This window comes from Salinispora vitiensis (assembly GCF_000378825.1).
Lineage (GTDB): Bacteria > Actinomycetota > Actinomycetes > Mycobacteriales > Micromonosporaceae > Micromonospora > Micromonospora vitiensis.
On sequence record NZ_KB900388.1, the window covers coordinates 459,379 to 475,816 of the forward strand.

The window sequence follows — 16,438 nt, forward strand, 5'->3', positions numbered from 1 at the left end:
CCCGCCGACTGAGCGTGCATGATGGGCCACCTGACCCTGATATCGGAGGTGGCGAATGGATGCATCTGAGGCGGTCGCACTGCTGATGTCACCGCCGGGCCGGCTGGACCCCTATCCCACGTACGAGCGGCTGCGCGCGCACGGAACGGTGGTTCCGACGGCGGCCGGTTTCTTCGTGGTCACCGGGTACACCGAGGCCGACACGGTGTTGCGAAACCCCCGGTTCGGGGTGATGGACGACGAAGAGCGCGAGGGTGTCTTCCCGCATTGGCAGGAGAGCCCGGCGATGATGTCGATCTCCCAGTCGATGATCCGGGCCAATCCGCCGGACCACAGCCGAATGCGCCGGCTGGCCGCGAAGGCGTTCACCCCGCGGCGGGTCGCCGCCCTCCGCGAGGTGGTAGCCGCCCAGGCCGACGGTCTGGTCGACGGGATGATCCGGGCCGGTCGGGGCGGAGCTCCGGTGGACTTCCTGGGTAGCTTCGCCTACCCGTTGCCGGTCGCGGTGATCTGCGCCCTGCTCGGCGTACCGGCGGCCGACTGGGCTCAGTTCCGGCGCTGGGCCAGTGATCTGACCGGTGTCCTGGAGCCGGAGATCACCCCGCAGGAGTTGGCCGTCGCCGACGCTGGCGCCCGTGAGCTGCGCGACTACTTCACCGAGCTGGTCGCCCAGCGCCGCCGAGCCCCGGCCGACGATCTGACCACCGCCCTGGTCCAGGCGCACGACGCCGACGGTGACCGGCTGTCCGGCGAGGAGCTGCTGGCCAACCTCGTGTTGCTGTTGGTCGCGGGCTTCGAGACCACCACGAACCTGCTCGGCAACGGTCTGGTCGTGCTCCTGAACCACCCCGACTCGGCGACCGCCCTGCGGGATCAACCCGAGCTCGCTCCCAGCTACGTGGAGGAGCTGCTGCGGTACGACTCACCCGTGCAGCTGACCACCCGTACGGTCCGCGAGTCGGTGCCGCTCGCCGGGGTTGAGCTGCCCGCGGGGAGCTGGCTGCTGGTTCTGCTCGGCGCGGCCAACCGCGACCCGGCGCGTTTCACCGATCCGGCTCGGTTCGACCCGCGGCGGGCCCAGTCGCCCCCGCTGTCCTTCGGCGCCGGTGCACACTACTGCCTCGGCGCCGGGCTGGCCCGACTGGAGGCCCAGGTCGCCTTTCCGCTGTTGCTGCGCCGGCTGCCCGAGCTCGCGCTGGCCGGCGAGCCCACCCGGCGGAACCGGCTCACCCTGCGGGGCTACGAGACGCTGCCGGTGACTGTCGGTGCCGTAGCCGCCGATCACGGTACGCCGGCCGGGGTCGCTCTGGGCACTCCGTAGACTGGTACGGCACGCCCGTTGCCAAGCTCACGAAGGAGCCAATCCGCGTGACCGTCCAGCCCATCCGCCTCTTCGGCGACCCGGTGCTGCGCACGCCGGCCGACCCGGTGGTCGACTTCGATGTCGAACTGCGCAAGCTTGTCGCTGACCTGATCGACACGATGCGTGAGCAAAACGGCGCCGGTCTGGCCGCGCCGCAGCTCGGCGTGGGCCTGCGGGTGTTCACCTTCGACGTGGACGACGTGGTCGGTCACCTGGTCAACCCGGTGTTGGAGTTCCCCGACGCCGAGGAGCAGGACGGCCCGGAAGGCTGCCTGTCGCTGCCGGGTCTGTACTTCGACACGAAGCGCCGGCAGAACGTGGTCGCCAAGGGCTTCAACGGGTACGGCGATCCGGTGCAGATCGTCGGTACCGGTTTGATGTCCCGCTGCGTGCAGCACGAGACCGACCATCTGGACGGGGTGTTGTTCATCGACCGGCTCGACCCGGCCGGCCGCAAGGCGGCGATGAAGGAGATCCGCCAGGCCGAGTGGTACGACGCGGCGGCCCCGCCGACGGTGAAGCTCAGCCCGCACGCCGCCACCAACCCGTTCGGCCTGGGGCGGTGACCGGTCGATGCGCGTGATCTTCGCCGGCACGCCGGCCGTCGCCGTCCCCACCCTCGCCGCGGTGGCCGCCTCCCGCCATGAACTGGTAGCGGTTCTCACTCGCCCGGACGCTCCCGCGGGCCGGGGCCGGGGCCTGTCCCGTTCCCCGGTGGGTGCCTGGGCCGACGAGCACGGCGTCGAAGTCCTCACCCCGGCCCGGCCGCGGGAGCCGGAGTTCCTCGACCGGCTGCGCACCCTGGCACCGGACTGTGTGCCCGTTGTCGCGTACGGCGCGCTGGTCCCGCCGGCCGCCCTGGAGATTCCGCGGCACGGCTGGGTCAATCTGCACTTCTCCCTGCTGCCCGCCTGGCGCGGCGCGGCTCCCGTGCAGCACGCCCTGCTGCACGGCGACGAGGTGACCGGTGCCAGCGTCTTCCAGCTCGAGGAGGGTCTGGACACGGGCCCGGTGTACGGCACCGTCACCGACGAGGTTCGGCCCGCCGACACCTCCGGCGATCTGCTGGAGCGGCTGGCGCACTCCGGCGCCGAGCTGCTGATCGCGGTGCTGGATGCGATCGAGGCGGGCGGCGTCCGGGCGCAGCCGCAACCGAACGACGGGGTGAGCCTGGCGCCGAAACTCACCGTGGCGGACGCCCGGGTGCGCTGGGACGACCCCGCCTTCGCCGTGGACCGACGCGTCCGGGCCTGCTCCCCGGCTCCCGGCCCGTGGACGACCTTCCGCGACGAGCGGGTCAAGCTCGGCCCGGTCACCCTCGTCGCCGATGGCCCCGAGCTGAAGCCCGGTGAGCTGTTGGTGGAGAAAACCCGGGTGCTTGCCGGCACCGCCACCACCCCGGTTGCGCTCGGTGAGATCCGGGCGGCGGGCAAGAAGGCCATGCCGGCGAGTGACTGGGCCCGCGGCGTCCGGGTCAGCGCTGGGGAGGTTCTGGCATGACGGGCCCGGTAGACGGCCAGGATGTGGACCGGGCCGGTGGTTTCCGGGCCGGTCGTCCCGCCGCCGGCCGCGGCCGCCCGGGTGCCGGACCCGAGCGCCGCCCGGAGCGGCGGGGGCGTGGCGACCAGCGGCCGACGGCAGGCGGGCGCGGCCGCCCCACTGGCCGCAGCGCCGCTGACCTGCCTCGGCACGCCGCATATCAGGCGGTCGCCGCGGTCCACCGGGACGACGCGTACGCCAACCTTGTGCTCCCGGCGATCCTGCGCGACGCGGGTCTGGTCGGCCGGGACGCCGCCTTCGCCACCGAGCTGACGTACGGGACGCTGCGCCGGCTCGGAACCCTCGACGCGATCCTCACCGAGGCCGCCGGTCGGGACGTGGCCCGCATCGATCCGCCGGTTCGGGATGCGCTGCGGCTCGGCGCGTACCAACTGCTCCACACCCGGGTGCCCGCCCACGCCGCGGTCTCGGCAACGGTTGATCTGGTCCGCTCGGTCGGACCGGGGGCGACCGGGTTCGCCAACGCGGTGCTCCGAGAGGTCGCCAGCCGGGATATCGACGCCTGGGTGGCCCGGCTCGCTCCGCCGCTGGAGACCGACCCGATCGGGCACCTGGCACTCGCGTACAGCCATCCGCAGTGGATCGTGCGGGCGTTCGCCGAGGCGCTCGGCGGCGATCTTAGTGAGACCACCCGGTTGCTGATCGAGGACAACGAGCGTCCGCCGGTGCACCTCTGCGCCCGCCCCGGGTTGGCTGATCCGGTGGCGCTGGCCGACGAGGTCGGCGGTGCCCCGGGCGCCTTCTCCCCGTACGCGGTCTACTCCGGCGGGGGCGCCCCCGGCGACCTGCCGGCGCTCATCGAGGGGCGGGCCCACGTCCAGGACGAGGGCTCTCAACTGGTGGCCGACGCTCTTACGGTCGCGCCGCTGGACGGCCCGGACGGTCGCTGGCTCGACCTGTGCGCGGGGCCGGGGGGCAAGTCCGGCCTGCTCGGTGCCATCGCCGCCCAGCGTGGTGCGCGCCTGACCGCGGTGGAGGTGTCCGAACACCGGGCCCGTCTTGTCCAGCAGGCCACCCGCGACCTGCCGGTGACCGTGCTCAACACGGATGGTCGTACCGTCGGCGCGACGCCGAAGCTCGCGGAGGGGCACTTCGACCGGGCGCTGGTGGACGCGCCCTGCACCGGTCTGGGCTCGCTGCGTCGGCGACCCGAGTCACGCTGGCGCCGGCAGCCGTCGGACCTGCCGGCGTTGACCCGGTTGCAGCGGGAACTGCTCAGCGCGGGGCTGCGGGCGGTCCGCCCGGGTGGCCTGGTGGCATACGTGACCTGTTCGCCGCACGTCGTCGAGACGCACGTGACGGTTACTGAGGCGGCGCGCCGCGCGGGGGTGCCGGTCGACTTCGTTGACGCCCGTCCGCTGTTGCCGACGGGAATGCCGGGGCTCGGCGATGGGCCGACGGTGCAGCTGTGGCCGCACCGGCACGGCACCGACGCCATGTTCCTGGCGGTGCTGCGCCGCGGCTGACCTGTTCTCGCGCCCGGGCGGTCACCCGCCCGGGCGCGGCCCGCACTACAGCGGCAGGCCGGCCTTACCCGCGTCCTTCATCGACCGGGTCAGGTTCCGGTCGTCGACCCAGAGAAAGCACTGCACCCCCCGGTTGCCGGCGAGCCACTCCCTCTCCAGCGGGGTGTAGAAGATGTAGCCGGTGCGGTAGTCCACGTCGTTGCGGGGCACCCCGGCGTAGTCGGCAATCAGCTTGTAGCAGCCCTCGCCGGTCCGGTCTTCGTCGCGCTCGAAGTCGGCGTAGTCGGTGTCCGGTCCGGACCAGACGCCGACGAACTCGGCGTGGTGTTTCTCCGTACACGCCACCGGGTTCATCGTGTCGATCTCGCTGTCTCTCAAGTACGGCTCGAAGCAAGCGTGCCGAAGCGGGGAGTCGCCCTTAAGTGCTCCAACCAGGCTGGCGGTGCGGGACACCGCGCTCGGATTGTCCAGGCTCTCTTGCTCGCCTACGTCGCAGCGGAACCAGCGGAAGCCCCCCTCCCATCCACCCCGTGATGGGAAAATGACGGAGAGGCTGATCCGTCCGCTGCGCCAGTCGGCGCCCAGCGCCTCGTTTGCCTCCTGCTCACAGGTGGCGTAGGCGGTGCGCATCGCGGTCGAGTCGGGTTCCGGTGGCCCGGCATCTGTCGCGTCGGCCCCCGTCACCGTGCCGACGTACAGCGTCTCCGCCACGTGCGGCTGGTCGCATGGAATCGGCTCGTATGTGCTGCGGTAGCCAACATTGATCACGGCGGGGTGGCAGGTGCCCGCCTCGGGCGTGAAACCCGTCGCGGCGGCGAGGGGGGCCCAGTCGTCAACCAGATCTCCGTCGGTTCCCGGCGGCGCGGCAGCACATCCGGCGAGCGTCAGGGCCACCACCGTGGCGGACAGCGTGACTCGTTTCATCCGGCGGCCTCCCCGGGCGCGGTGGGTGCGGCGTCGAACACGCCACGGTGCGGCAGCTTACGGCACGTGGCAAACCGGCTCCGGTGTGCCGTCGGCAAACCTCGGTAGGCCTCGCCCGTCCACCGGCTTGCCCGTCCACCGGCTCGCCCGTCCACGACCGCTGTGGAGCGACGGCACCGCCCGGCCTTCCGGTCCGCAATGGTCAGTTCCCTTCGGGTGGCCGCGAGGCGCACCCGAGCGGCCCGGCGGGGGCCGCACCGGTGGCGACGGGGGCTGCGTTCGTACACTGGCCTCGTGACCGTACCGTTGCCAATCGTCGCTCCGAGCATTCTGGCCGCCGACTTCGCCCGCCTCGCCGACGAGGTGCGTGCCATCGAAGACACCGCCGACTGGGTGCACGTGGATGTCATGGACAACCACTTCGTGCCGAATTTGACGATCGGGTTGCCGGTCGTGCAGAGCCTGCGGGCCGCCACCCGGCTCCCCTTTGACGTACACCTCATGATTGAGGATCCGCGGCGGTGGGCGCCCGGCTACGCCGATGCCGGGGCGTACAACGTGACGTTTCACGCCGAGGCCTGTGCCGACCCGGTCGCGCTGGCCAAGGACCTTCGGTCGGCCGGTGCGAAGGCGGGGTTGGCGATCGACCGGGACACCCCGATCGAACCGTACCTGGACCTGCTGCCCAGCTTCGACACTCTGTTGATCATGACGATCAAGGCGGGGTTCGGTGGGCAGCGGTTCATTCCGAACCTGTTGGACAAGGTGCGCACCGCCCGTCGACACGTCAACGCTGGTCACCTGGAGCTGCGCATCGAGGTCGACGGTGGGATCGCCGTGGACACCATCGCCGAGGCCGCCGAGGCGGGTGCGGATGCCTTCGTCGCCGGCACCGCCGTCTTCGGCGCCGACGACCCGGCCGAGGCCGTAAGCCGGCTGCGTTCCCTGGCCCGGTGCGCGGCGCCCCGGGCCTGACGTGGAGCCCGACGGGGATCGCCAGGACGTCATTCTGGTCGTTGACGACGACGAGGACATCGCCCGGTTCGTCGAGTTCAACCTGCGGTTGCACGGCTACGAGGTGATCCATGCCGGTGACGGCCAGGCGGCGCTCGAGGTGATCGCGCGGCACCGCCCCGACCTGGCCGTGGTCGATCTGATGATGCCCCGGATGGACGGGTTGGAGCTGACCCGACGGCTTCGGGCTAACCCGATGACCGCCGCCCTCCCGGTGATCATGTTGACCGCCAAGGGGATGACCGTGGATAAGGTGCACGGCCTCAGCGCCGGTGCCGACGACTACCTGGTCAAGCCCTTCGACACTGCCGAGTTGGTGGCCCGGGTCAGCTCCACGCTGCGCCGCAACAAGGAGTTCCGCGAGGTCTCGCCGCTGACCGGGCTACCGGGCAACAGCCGGATCCGTCGGGAGATCGCCGACCGGATCCGGGTCGGGGCCGACTACGCGGTCGGCTACATCGACATTGACCGTTTCAAGAGCGTCAACGACGTCTACGGGTTTGTCCGTGGCGACGACTTCATCTCCGCGCTGGCCCGCAGCCTGCACCAGGCGGTCGTCTCGGTGGGGCTTCCACCGGCATTCTTGGGCCACGTCGGCGGCGACGACTTCATCTTCGTCAGCACCCCGGAACAGGTCCGGCAGCTGACCTCGCAGGTCTCCGCGGACTTCGAGCAGGCGGCCGACGCGCTGTACGATGCGCCCGACGCTGCCCGCGGCTACGTGGAGCTCAGAGATCGGCGGGGCAACCTACGCCGCGCCGCGCTGGTCACCCTCTCGATCGGTGTCTCGGTCTCGGATGCCGACAAACGGCTCACGAATCCACTGGCGGCGATGACGATCGCCTCCGAGATGAAGTCGGTGGCCAAGAGCCAGCCGGGGTCGTACGTGGCGGTGGACCGGCGTCGCGGAGTGTCGGATTCGAGTCATCGTTCTGTGAAGTAGCACGCTGGGGGTAGCCGTTGACCCCCCAGCGCGTGTAAGACTTCGGGTAGTACCCACCACGCGCTGGCGGGACTCGGTGTAATTCCGAACCGGCGGTGATCCACGGCTTGGCCGTGGTAAGCCCGCGACCCGGGAGCGGTTCGTCCGCCCGGTGGACCTGGTGAAAATCCGGGGCCGACGGTTGGGTGCGGGCCTGCCCGCGTCCAGACAGTCCGGATGGGAGACAGCGCGCGGGACGGACGGGCCCTGCCCGGCCGCCGGTATCGGCGTGCCGTGCGGTCCTCCCGGGGCGGCTGTGCCGTTCCCGGATCTCCGCCACCGCATGCCCGCGGCCCGATGCCGCCGCTCCCATCACCGCCCGCGCACCGACCGGCGGGCGGGAGGGCAAGGCATGGCCGGCGTCTCCGTAGATGAGGCGATGCGTCGCGCGGTTGAACTTGCCGCGCGCGGCCTCGGTACCACCAGCCCCAACCCGGTCGTCGGCTGCGTGCTGCTTGACCCGGGCGGTCAGGTCGTCGGTGAGGGCTTTCACGCGTACGCCGGTGGGCCGCACGCCGAGATCGTCGCGCTCGCCCACGCGGGGGAGCGGGCGCGGGGCGGCACCGCGGTGGTCACGCTGGAACCCTGCGATCACACCGGCCGTACGGGCCCGTGCAGCACCGCTCTGGTGCAGGCGGGCGTCGCCCGGGTGGTGATCGCCGTACCCGACCCGAACCAGGCCGCCTCCGGTGGCGCCGCCACGCTGCGGGCCGCCGGCATCCGGGTCGACCTGGGCGTCCGCGCCGTTGAGGCGGAGGCGGGCAACATCGCGTGGCTGACCTCAACGCGTCGGGGCTGGCCGTACCTCGTCTGGAAGTACGCGGCGACGCTGGACGGGCGGTCCGCCGCGGCCGACGGCACCAGCATGTGGATCACTTCCGAGGCGGCCCGGATGGATGTACACGCGCTGCGCGGCACGGTGGATGCCGTTCTCGCCGGGGTGGGCACCGTCCTCGCCGACGACCCGCGCCTGACCGTTCGGAATCTGCGCGACGGCAGCCTCGCTATCCGGCAGCCGTTGCGGGTGGTGGTGGACTCGGCGGGCCGGACCCCGGCCGGAGCGCGGGTCCGCGACGACGCCGCGTCCACCTGGATCGCCACCGCCGAGGAGGTTGGTACCGATTCGGTGGGCCGAGTCGACCTGTCGGCGCTGCTCGCCGCGCTTCACCAGCGCGGGGTGCGCGCCGCGCTGCTGGAGGGAGGGCCGCGGCTGGCCGGCGCCTTCCTCGCCGCCGGGTTGGTCGACAAGATCGTCGGCTACGTCGCGCCCCGGTTGCTCGGTGCCGGCCCTACCGCGTTGGTGGACGCGGGGGTGACCACGATCACCGATGCCATCGACTGTGAGGTCGTGGACGTTACCCAGGTCGGTCCCGACCTGCGGATCACCGCACTGCCCCGGAAGAGGGAGGGCTGACATGTTCACCGGCATCGTCGAGGAACTCGGTACGGTCATCCGCATCGCGGAGAGCGCGGAGGATTCCGCGGTGGTCACCATCAACGGCCCGCTGGTCGTCGCCGACGCCAAGCCCGGTGACTCCATCGCGGTCAACGGAGTCTGCCTGACCGTGGTGGAACTCGCCGACGGTACCTTCACCGCCGATGTGATGGGCGAGACGTTGCGGCGCTCCGCGCTCGGCGCCCTGCGCGTCGGTGACCGGGTGAACCTGGAGCGGGCCGCCATCCTCGGCAGCCGCCTCGGCGGCCACCTGGTGCAGGGGCATGTCAACGGGGTTGGCGAGCTGCTGGCCCGGGAACCGGCCGCGCGGTGGGAGACGGTCCGCTTCCGCCTCCCCACCGACCTGGCTCGCTATGTGGTGACGAAGGGGTCGATCACCGTTGACGGGGTGTCCCTGACCGTGGCGGGTGCCGGGCCCGACTGGTTCGAGGTGGGTCTGATCCCCACCACCCTGCGGCTGACGACACTGGGCTCCCGGAGCGTCGGCGACATCGTCAACCTTGAGGTCGACATCCTGGCCAAATACGTCGAGCGGTTACTCGGCGGGGGCCAGCTGGCCGGGCCGGCCGACCTGCCCGGCACTGACGACCTGCCCGCCACTGTTGACCGGCCCGGTGCCGCGCCGGTGGGCGGGCCGGCGTGATGGGGCCGCTCGGCTGGCTGCTGGACGCGCAGGTGAGCCTCGCCGGCTCGCCGGTGCTGGTTCGCGAGATCGTCGGCAACGTCTTCGGCCTGGCCGCTGCGATGTTCGGCCTGCGCCGGGTGGTGTGGGCCTGGCCGGTCGGCATGATCGGTAACGCGCTGCTGTTCACCGTCTTCCTCGGCGGGGCGTTCGCTACCCCACAGGCACATGACCTCTACGGTCAGGCCGGCCGGCAGGTCTTCTTCTTCGGGCTCGGCCTCTACGGCTGGTGGCGCTGGTCACGGAATCGCCGCCGGAGCGGCGACGGCTCCGCCGCCGCGGTGCAGCCCCGCTGGGCTACCGGGCGGGAGCGGCTCGTACTGCTGGTGGCTGCCGTCGTCGGGATCGCCGTCAGTTACCCGGTCCTCGCCGCCCTGGGCTCGTGGGGGCCGCTGCCGGATGCCTGGATCCTGACCGGCAGCCTGCTCGCCACGTACGGCATGGCCCGGGGGTACGTGGACTTCTGGCTGATCTGGATCGCCGTCGACGTGGTCGGACTGCCACTGTTGCTGCGCGGCGGGTTCTACCCCTCGGCGGCCATGTACCTCGTCTACGGCGCCTTCTGCGTCTGGGGACTCGCCGCCTGGTGGCGGACGTCGCGTGCTGCTCGTACCGACCTCGTGCCGATTCCATCGAGCTATGCGGAGGCTGCGGCGTGACCACTTTTGCCAGGATCGAACGAGCGATGGCGGAGATCAACGCCGGCCGGCCCATCGTCGTGGTCGACGACGCCAACCGGGAGAACGAGGGCGATCTGATCTTCGCGGCCGAGCTGGCCACGCCCGAGCTGGTCGCCTTCATGGTCCGCTACACCTCCGGCTACATCTGTGCGGCGTTGACCGAGGGTGAGTGTGACCGGCTGGACCTGCCGCCGATGCACCACACCAATCAGGACCGGCGCGGCACCGCCTACACGGTGACCGTGGATGCCCGGGAGGGCGTGAGTACCGGCATCTCCGCCGCCGACCGGGCGCACACGATCCGGCTGCTCGCCGACCCCGGCACCGGGCCGGAGGATCTGGCCCGGCCCGGTCACGTGGTCCCGCTGCGCGCTCGCGAGGGAGGTGTGCTGCGCCGGCCCGGTCACACCGAGGCCGCGACCGACCTCACCCGGTTGGCCGGGCTACGCCCCGTGGGCGTCCTCTGCGAGCTGGTCAACGACGACGGCACCATGATGCGGGGCCCAGACCTGGAGCGGTTCTGCGCCGAACACTCGCTGCTCCTGGTCACCATCGCGGACCTAATCGCGTATCGCCGGCGGACGGAGAAGCAGGTCGAGCTGGTCGCCGAGGCGCGGCTCCCCACCCGGCACGGGGTCTTCCGGGCACTGGGGTACAGCGGCGACTACGACTCGGCTGAGCACGTGGCCCTGGTGCTGGGTGATCTCGGCGACGGGCGGGACGTGCTGGTGCGGGTGCACTCCGAGTGCCTCACCGGTGACGTCTTCGGCTCGTTGCGCTGCGACTGTGGCCCGCAACTCGACGCTGCCCTGGAGCGGGTCGCCCAGGAAGGCCGCGGAGTCGTGCTCTACCTCCGCGGTCATGAGGGGCGCGGCATCGGGCTGTTGCACAAGCTCCAGGCGTACCAGCTGCAGGACCTGGGCCGGGACACCGTGGACGCGAACCTGGAGCTCGGCCTGCCCGCGGACGCGCGGGACTACGGCACCGGCGCGCAGATCCTCTACGACCTGGGGGTGCGGTCGATGCGACTGCTGACCAACAATCCGGCCAAGCGGGCCGGCCTGGAGGGGTACGGCCTGACCGTCACCGGCCGCCTGGACCTGCCGGTTCGCCCGCACCCCGAGAACGTGGAGTACCTGCGAACCAAGCGGGACCGGATGGGACATCTGCTGGAGTTCGACGAGGTTGTCGAGGCGCCGACGGGCCGTACCGTCGTCGGTGATGGGATTGGAGCATAGGGATGGCGGGCTTCGGGGAACCGGGCATCGATGCTGTTGCTGCCGGGGGTCTGACCGTCGGGGTGGTCGCTGCCCGCTGGCACGGCGAGCTCACCGACCACATGCTTGACCGGGCGGTCGCCGCCGCCGAAGCGTGTGGGGCCGGTGTCCGGGTGGCCCGGGTGGCTGGCTCGGTAGAGCTACCCGTGGTGGCGCAGGCGCTCGCCCGGCGCTGCGACGCGGTGGTGGCGCTCGGGGTGGTAGTCCGGGGGGCCACCGCTCACTTCGACTACGTCTGTCGGTCGGTTACCGACGGGCTCACCCGGATCGCCCTGGATGAGGGGAAGCCGGTGGGGCACGGTGTGCTGACCGTGGAGACGATCGAGCAGGCTCGGGACCGGGCCGGGCTGCCCGGCTCGGCGGAGGACAAGGGCTGGGCGGCGACCGTCGCGGTCCTCGACGCGGCGCTCGCGGTTCGGGGCCTGGCTGGCGCCACCCCGCGGGTGGGCTTCGGCGCCTGACGCTTCGGCATCGTGGGACACACCGATCCCGGTGGAGCCGCGGTGGCCAGCCGGTTGCAAGAATCGACCCTGTGAAGACGTTCGAGGAGTTGTTCGCCGAGCTGCAGGCCAAGGCCGCTGCCGGCACCCCCGGCTCGGGCACCGTCGCGGCCCTGGACAAGGGGGTGCACTTCGTCGGCAAGAAGGTCGTCGAGGAGGCGGCCGAGTCCTGGATGGCAGCCGAGCACGAGGGGCCCGAGCGGACCGCCGAGGAGATCTCCCAGCTGCTCTACCAGGTGCAGGTGTTGATGCTCGCTACTGGTCTCGACCTCGAGGACGTCTACCGACATCTGTGAGTGTCCCCGTGCCGACCGACCCTTCCGCTTTCCGACAAGGAGCATTCCGCCATGCTGCGAGTCGCGGTACCCAACAAGGGGACCTTGGCCGAGAAGGCCGCTCAGATGTTGCGCGAGGCGGGCTACCGCCAGCGAACCGACCCGAAGGACCTGGTCTGCCGGGACGATTCGAACGACATTGAGTTCTTCTACCTGCGCCCGAAGGACATCGCCACCTACGTCGGCTCCGGAGACCTGGACGTCGGCATCACCGGCCGGGACCTCCTAGTCGACTCCGGTGCGCCCGCCACCGAGGTGGTCGACTTGGCCTTCGGCCAGGCCACCTTCCGATTCGCCGCTCGACCCGAGGACATCGCGTCGGCGCAGGACCTGGACGGGCGTCGGGTCGCTACCGCATACCCCGGCCTGGTGGAGCGGCACCTCGCCGAGCTGGGCGTCAAGGCCGACGTGATCCGCCTGGACGGCGCGGTGGAGAACGCCATCCGGCTGGGCCTCGCCGACGTGGTCGCTGATGTGGTGGAGACCGGTGCCACGCTGCGTCAGGCCGGCCTGGTGGTCTTCGGTGAGCCGCTGCTGCGCTCGTCCGCGGTCCTGGTCTGCCGCGCTGCCGCGCCGCCCCACCCGCAGTGTGAGCTGCTGCTCCGCCGTCTGCAGAGCGTGCTCGTCGCCCGGCGTTACGTGATGCTGACGTACGACGTTCCGGCCGACCTGTTGGCTCGGGCCAGTTCGTTGACTCCGGGCATCGAGTCGCCAACCGTCTCCCGGCTGCACCGGGAGGGCTGGGTAGCGGTGCAGGCGATGGTGCTCCGCGACGATGTGCACCGGATCATGGACGAGTTGTACCAGGTCGGTGCCCGCGCGATCCTGGTCACCAACATTCAGGCCTGCCGTCTCTGACGTCCCCGGCGGCGTCTCGCCGCGCCCGGCTGTGTGCCGGGCGCGGGCCGCCCGGGTGTGGGTGGCAGACTGGTGCGGTGAGCGAAACCGAAGCGTTCCGGATTCGGCCCCGGCGCATCCGGCTGGTCTGCTGGGCCTCGGCGGTTGCCCTGGTGCTGCTGTTCACGGTGTTGGCGACGTCGCTGCACGGTGCGACCGGCAGCGGCTATGGCTCGTTTCAGCGAGGCGACCAACTCGGCATGGTCGGTCTCGGCGTGCTCGGCGCCCTTGCCTTCCTGCTCTTCACCCGGCCGCGGGTGGAGGCTGACGCGCAGCGGGTCCGGGTGCAGAACGTGATCGGCTCGTACGAGCTGCCCTGGGAGCTCGTCCGTGGCGTCCGGTTCGACCGCGGGGCGCCCTGGGCCAGCCTTGAGCTGCACGATGACGACCTGGTGCCGATGCTTGCTCTCCAGGCCGCCGACAAGGAGCTGGCGGTGGACGCGGTCCGCCGGCTGCGCCGGCTGCACCAGGCCCGGCTGGCTGCGGGCAGCGCCGCAACTGACCCTGCCGGCCACTGACCCTGCCGGCCACTGACCCTGGCCGTCACTGACCCCGCCGGCCACTGAGAACGGCGGTCCTGCGGCGCGGGGCTGATGCCCGGTTTGGGGTGGACCGGCGCGGGGTGTAGGCTACGGGAAACGACCAGGCCAGCTGCGGCTTCGCGGCTGGCTTTGAAAGCGGAGCGCCTGCTCCCACCTGAGTCGCCGTGCGGCGGCCGGGTCCGGTCCCCGATTCCGAGCATGCCTCGGTGTCGGATGCGCGACTATCTGGTCGTGCCGACCGGTCGAGCGGGCCCCGGCAGCTGCCGGGGCCTTCTGCTTTCCGGGTCGGTTCCCACCCGGGAGCCGCCGGGTCGGCAATGCAGAAGACTCGACTCGAGGAGGCCCCATCAGCGTCGAACCACGCGTGAACGAGCAGATCCGGGCACGTGAGGTCCGACTGGTCGGTCCCGAGGGTGAGCAGGTGGGCATCGTCCCGCTGGAGCGCGCCCTTCAGCTGGCCGCGGACGTCGACCTGGACCTGGTCGAGGTTGCGCCAATGGCGCGCCCGCCGGTGTGCAAGCTCATGGACTTCGGCAAGTTCAAGTATGAGAGCGCACTGAAGGCGCGCGAAGCGCGGCGTAATCAGCAGCAGACCGTCATCAAGGAAATGAAGCTTCGGCCGAAGATTGATCCGCATGACTACGAGACCAAGAAGGGTCACGTGGTGCGGTTCCTCAAGGCGGGCGACAAGGTCAAGGTGACGATCATGTTCCGGGGTCGCGAGCAGAGCCGCCCGGAGCTGGGCTACCGGCTCCTGCGTCGGCTCGAGTCCGAGATCTCGGAGCTGGGGTACGTCGAGGCCGCGCCGAAGCAGGACGGTCGAAACATGATCATGGTGCTCGCACCGCACCGCGCCACCAAGGCTGCTGCCACAGCGGCCCGCGGCGGCGCACTTCCGCGGGGCGAGCGGGAGTCCGGTGCCGCCGCGGCAGCACCGCCGGCCGAGGCGGCCGGACCCGCCGGAACTGCCGGCGAGTAGCAGGGGAGAAGACGTTCCACATGCCGAAGATGAAAAGCCACACCGGGATGGGCAAGCGCGTCCGGGTGACCGGCAAAGGCAAGATCGTGAAGCAGCAGGCCGGCCTGCGCCACAACCTGGAGAAGAAGTCCTCCACCCGTACCCGCCGGCTGACCGGGCTGGTCGAGGTGGCCAAGCCGGATGTCAAGCGCATCAAGAAGCTGCTCGGCCGCTGACGCGCGCCACCCTGAACCAACGAAGGAGCTGAGATGGCACGCGTCAAGCGGGCTGTGAACGCCCAGAAGAAGCGCCGTACCCTGCTCGCGACCGCGAGTGGCTACCGCGGTCAGCGCTCGCGGCTGTACCGCAAGGCCAAGGAGCAGGTGCTGCACTCGATGCAGTACTCCTACCGGGACCGTCGCGACCGCAAGGGCGACTTCCGGCAGCTGTGGATCCAGCGGATCAACGCGGGTGCCCGCGCCAACGGGCTTACCTACAACCGTCTGATCCAGGGCCTCAAGCTGGCCGGCATCGAGGTCGACCGGAAGATCCTGGCCGACCTAGCCGTCAACGACGCCGCCGCCTTCGCGGCGATCGTCGAGAAGGCCCGTGCGGCCGTCGCGGAGCAGGGCACCGGCGGCGCCGGCGCCCAGGCCGCCTGATCCACCCACGGCAGCGCGAGGCGTCTCCCATGCAGTCACGACCGCACGGGAGGCGCCTCGACGCCGTCTCCGGACCACTCACCCCCCGCACCCCCCGGATCGTGGCGGCCCGTCGGCTGCACCGCCGCCGGGACCGCGAGGCCACCGGTCGGTTCCTGGCCGAGGGTCCACAGGCGGTCCGCGAGGCACTGGCTCGGTCGGGCACGGTCCTGGAACTCTTCGGTACGCCGGCCGCCCTGGACCGGTACCGGGAGCTGGCCGCCCAGGCCGCCGCCGCTGACCTCCCCGTCTCCGAGGTAACCGACGCGGCGCTTGCCGGGCTCGCCGAGACGGTCGCTCCTCAGGGCCTGGTCGCCGTCTGTCAACATCTCGACCTGCCGCTGGCCACCGCTCTCGCCCGGGCGCCGCGGCTGGTCACCGTCCTCGCCGACATCCGCGATCCGGGCAACGCCGGCACGGTGCTGCGTACCGCCGACGCGGCCGGAGCCCAGACGGTGGTCTTCGCCGGTACGGCGGTCGACCCCTACAACGGCAAGGTGGTGCGGGCGTCGGCGGGCAGCCTGTTCCACGTGGACGTGGTGCGGGCGCCCGATCCGTTGCAGGTGCTCGCCGACCTGCGGGCCGCCGGGCTCGCCGTGTTGGCCACCACCGGATACGGCGCGGACGACCTGGACGACCTGGTTGATGCCGGCCGGTTGGCCGCCCCCACCGCCTGGGTCTTCGGCTCCGAGGCGCACGGCCTGCCCGCCGAGCTGACGGCGGCCGCCGCAGCCCGGGTCCGGGTGCCACTGCATGGGCGGGCGGAGAGCCTTAACCTGGCTGCCGCGGCGGCGGTGTGCCTGTACGCTTCAGCGAGAGCGCAGCGCCGGCCGTCGTCCCCGCGCCCGGTCGAGGCCACAACCGCGGTGGAGACCACACCTACGGTCGAGGAAGTAGCGGCTGTTGAGGCCGGCACTGCGAGCGAGACAGCGAAGGAGAGCGGCCGCCCGTGAACGCGCAACGTCGTTCGTTTAGCCAGCCCGCCGGTGTCGGCGGGCGGCGGGCCTGACCCGCTCTCCGCGCGACTCCCACCGGCGGGCTGCGGCACAGCCGCACGTCCGTAGACTCGCTTCGCCGCCTGACAAGGCCGGCGCCGCCGTG

19 protein-coding genes and 1 riboswitch are annotated in these 16,438 nt (G+C 71.4%); of the genes, 18 read left to right on the plus strand and 1 reads right to left on the minus strand.

Features of this window, described 5'->3' with window-relative positions:
- Window positions 1–55: 55 nt before the first annotated feature.
- From SALPAC2_RS0102180 to SALPAC2_RS0102195, 4 genes are read left to right on the plus strand one after another with little or no spacing between them, the layout of a single operon-like run.
- A complete protein-coding gene (locus SALPAC2_RS0102180) occupies window positions 56–1,321 on the plus strand; it encodes a cytochrome P450 (protein ID WP_018214994.1) in 1,266 nt (421 codons plus the stop codon).
- Between the two features lie 47 nt (window positions 1,322–1,368).
- The gene (gene def / locus SALPAC2_RS0102185) at window positions 1,369–1,929 is read left to right on the plus strand and encodes a peptide deformylase (RefSeq protein ID WP_018214995.1); all 561 of its coding nucleotides are present in this window, start codon (window positions 1,369–1,371) and stop codon (window positions 1,927–1,929) included.
- A gap of 7 nt (window positions 1,930–1,936) precedes the next feature.
- A complete protein-coding gene (fmt, locus tag SALPAC2_RS0102190; RefSeq protein ID WP_018214996.1) occupies window positions 1,937–2,863 on the plus strand; it encodes a methionyl-tRNA formyltransferase in 927 nt (308 codons plus the stop codon).
- Window positions 2,860–4,389, plus strand: a complete 1,530-nt coding sequence (locus SALPAC2_RS0102195) for an RsmB/NOP family class I SAM-dependent RNA methyltransferase (protein WP_018214997.1) — start codon at window positions 2,860–2,862, stop codon at window positions 4,387–4,389. Before fmt ends, SALPAC2_RS0102195 begins: the two co-directional genes overlap by 4 nt.
- Before the next feature lie 45 nt (window positions 4,390–4,434).
- On the opposite strand, the gene SALPAC2_RS0102200 is transcribed toward SALPAC2_RS0102195, so the two are convergent.
- Window positions 4,435–5,313 carry a septum formation family protein gene (locus tag SALPAC2_RS0102200; protein WP_018214998.1) on the minus strand — a complete coding sequence of 293 codons (879 nt, stop codon included), beginning with the start codon at window positions 5,311–5,313 and terminating at the stop codon, window positions 4,435–4,437.
- 294 nt (window positions 5,314–5,607) lie between these two features.
- On the opposite strand from SALPAC2_RS0102200, the gene rpe reads away from it, so the two are divergent.
- The 14 genes from rpe (at window position 5,608) to SALPAC2_RS0102275 (ending at window position 16,290) form a co-directional block, all read left to right on the plus strand.
- Window positions 5,608–6,288 carry a ribulose-phosphate 3-epimerase gene (gene rpe / locus SALPAC2_RS0102205; protein WP_018214999.1) on the plus strand — a complete coding sequence of 227 codons (681 nt, stop codon included), beginning with the start codon at window positions 5,608–5,610 and terminating at the stop codon, window positions 6,286–6,288.
- A 1-nt stretch (window position 6,289) separates the two neighbouring features.
- Window positions 6,290–7,270: a GGDEF domain-containing response regulator gene (locus SALPAC2_RS0102210; protein ID WP_018215000.1), complete on the plus strand. Its 981-nt coding sequence runs from the start codon at window positions 6,290–6,292 to the stop codon at window positions 7,268–7,270.
- Between the two features lie 58 nt (window positions 7,271–7,328).
- Window positions 7,329–7,502: riboswitch (FMN riboswitch) on the plus strand.
- A gap of 159 nt (window positions 7,503–7,661) precedes the next feature.
- On the plus strand, window positions 7,662–8,723 hold the full coding sequence (ribD, locus tag SALPAC2_RS0102215; protein WP_018215001.1) for a bifunctional diaminohydroxyphosphoribosylaminopyrimidine deaminase/5-amino-6-(5-phosphoribosylamino)uracil reductase RibD: 1,062 nt from the start codon (window positions 7,662–7,664) through the stop codon (window positions 8,721–8,723).
- A gap of 1 nt (window position 8,724) precedes the next feature.
- Window positions 8,725–9,408: a riboflavin synthase gene (locus SALPAC2_RS0102220; protein ID WP_018215002.1), complete on the plus strand. Its 684-nt coding sequence runs from the start codon at window positions 8,725–8,727 to the stop codon at window positions 9,406–9,408.
- The gene (gene pnuC, locus SALPAC2_RS0102225) at window positions 9,408–10,106 is read left to right on the plus strand and encodes a nicotinamide riboside transporter PnuC (protein ID WP_018215003.1); all 699 of its coding nucleotides are present in this window, start codon (window positions 9,408–9,410) and stop codon (window positions 10,104–10,106) included. Before SALPAC2_RS0102220 ends, pnuC begins: the two co-directional genes overlap by 1 nt.
- Window positions 10,103–11,365 carry a bifunctional 3,4-dihydroxy-2-butanone-4-phosphate synthase/GTP cyclohydrolase II gene (locus tag SALPAC2_RS0102230; RefSeq protein WP_018215004.1) on the plus strand — a complete coding sequence of 421 codons (1,263 nt, stop codon included), beginning with the start codon at window positions 10,103–10,105 and terminating at the stop codon, window positions 11,363–11,365. Before pnuC ends, SALPAC2_RS0102230 begins: the two co-directional genes overlap by 4 nt.
- Window positions 11,366–11,367: 2 nt before the next feature.
- On the plus strand, window positions 11,368–11,865 hold the full coding sequence (gene ribH / locus SALPAC2_RS0102235; RefSeq protein WP_018215005.1) for a 6,7-dimethyl-8-ribityllumazine synthase: 498 nt from the start codon (window positions 11,368–11,370) through the stop codon (window positions 11,863–11,865).
- A 71-nt stretch (window positions 11,866–11,936) separates the two neighbouring features.
- The gene (locus SALPAC2_RS0102240; RefSeq protein WP_018215006.1) at window positions 11,937–12,200 is read left to right on the plus strand and encodes a phosphoribosyl-ATP diphosphatase; all 264 of its coding nucleotides are present in this window, start codon (window positions 11,937–11,939) and stop codon (window positions 12,198–12,200) included.
- Window positions 12,201–12,251: 51 nt separating this feature from the next.
- Complete coding sequence (hisG, locus tag SALPAC2_RS0102245; RefSeq protein ID WP_018215007.1) at window positions 12,252–13,097, plus strand: ATP phosphoribosyltransferase; 846 nt, start codon at window positions 12,252–12,254, stop codon at window positions 13,095–13,097.
- Window positions 13,098–13,174: 77 nt separating this feature from the next.
- A complete protein-coding gene (locus SALPAC2_RS0102250; RefSeq protein ID WP_018215008.1) occupies window positions 13,175–13,654 on the plus strand; it encodes a PH domain-containing protein in 480 nt (159 codons plus the stop codon).
- A 388-nt stretch (window positions 13,655–14,042) separates the two neighbouring features.
- Entirely contained in the window at window positions 14,043–14,657 is a 615-nt protein-coding gene (gene infC, locus SALPAC2_RS0102260) for a translation initiation factor IF-3 (protein ID WP_011905774.1), read from the plus strand.
- 20 nt (window positions 14,658–14,677) lie between these two features.
- Window positions 14,678–14,872, plus strand: a complete 195-nt coding sequence (rpmI, locus tag SALPAC2_RS0102265) for a 50S ribosomal protein L35 (protein ID WP_011905775.1) — start codon at window positions 14,678–14,680, stop codon at window positions 14,870–14,872.
- A gap of 33 nt (window positions 14,873–14,905) precedes the next feature.
- Complete coding sequence (rplT, locus tag SALPAC2_RS0102270; protein WP_018215009.1) at window positions 14,906–15,298, plus strand: 50S ribosomal protein L20; 393 nt, start codon at window positions 14,906–14,908, stop codon at window positions 15,296–15,298.
- A 29-nt stretch (window positions 15,299–15,327) separates the two neighbouring features.
- Window positions 15,328–16,290 carry a TrmH family RNA methyltransferase gene (locus SALPAC2_RS0102275; RefSeq protein ID WP_018215010.1) on the plus strand — a complete coding sequence of 321 codons (963 nt, stop codon included), beginning with the start codon at window positions 15,328–15,330 and terminating at the stop codon, window positions 16,288–16,290.
- Window positions 16,291–16,438 lie beyond the last annotated feature (148 nt).

Bases quoted from the DNA above. Each gene is read 5' to 3' on its own strand.
- SALPAC2_RS0102180 (WP_018214994.1), top strand. From the start codon at position 56: ATGGATGCATCTGAGGCGGTCGCACTGCTGATGTCACCGCCGGGCCGG.
- fmt (WP_018214996.1), top strand. From the start codon at position 1,937: ATGCGCGTGATCTTCGCCGGCACGCCGGCCGTCGCCGTCCCCACCCTC.
- SALPAC2_RS0102195 (WP_018214997.1), top strand. From the start codon at position 2,860: ATGACGGGCCCGGTAGACGGCCAGGATGTGGACCGGGCCGGTGGTTTC.
- SALPAC2_RS0102200 (WP_018214998.1), bottom strand. From the start codon at position 5,313: ATGAAACGAGTCACGCTGTCCGCCACGGTGGTGGCCCTGACGCTCGCC.
- ribD (WP_018215001.1), top strand. From the start codon at position 7,662: ATGGCCGGCGTCTCCGTAGATGAGGCGATGCGTCGCGCGGTTGAACTT.
- SALPAC2_RS0102220 (WP_018215002.1), top strand. From the start codon at position 8,725: ATGTTCACCGGCATCGTCGAGGAACTCGGTACGGTCATCCGCATCGCG.
- pnuC (WP_018215003.1), top strand. From the start codon at position 9,408: ATGGGGCCGCTCGGCTGGCTGCTGGACGCGCAGGTGAGCCTCGCCGGC.
- ribH (WP_018215005.1), top strand. From the start codon at position 11,368: ATGGCGGGCTTCGGGGAACCGGGCATCGATGCTGTTGCTGCCGGGGGT.
- hisG (WP_018215007.1), top strand. From the start codon at position 12,252: ATGCTGCGAGTCGCGGTACCCAACAAGGGGACCTTGGCCGAGAAGGCC.
- rpmI (WP_011905775.1), top strand. From the start codon at position 14,678: ATGCCGAAGATGAAAAGCCACACCGGGATGGGCAAGCGCGTCCGGGTG.
- rplT (WP_018215009.1), top strand. From the start codon at position 14,906: ATGGCACGCGTCAAGCGGGCTGTGAACGCCCAGAAGAAGCGCCGTACC.
- SALPAC2_RS0102275 (WP_018215010.1), top strand. From the start codon at position 15,328: ATGCAGTCACGACCGCACGGGAGGCGCCTCGACGCCGTCTCCGGACCA.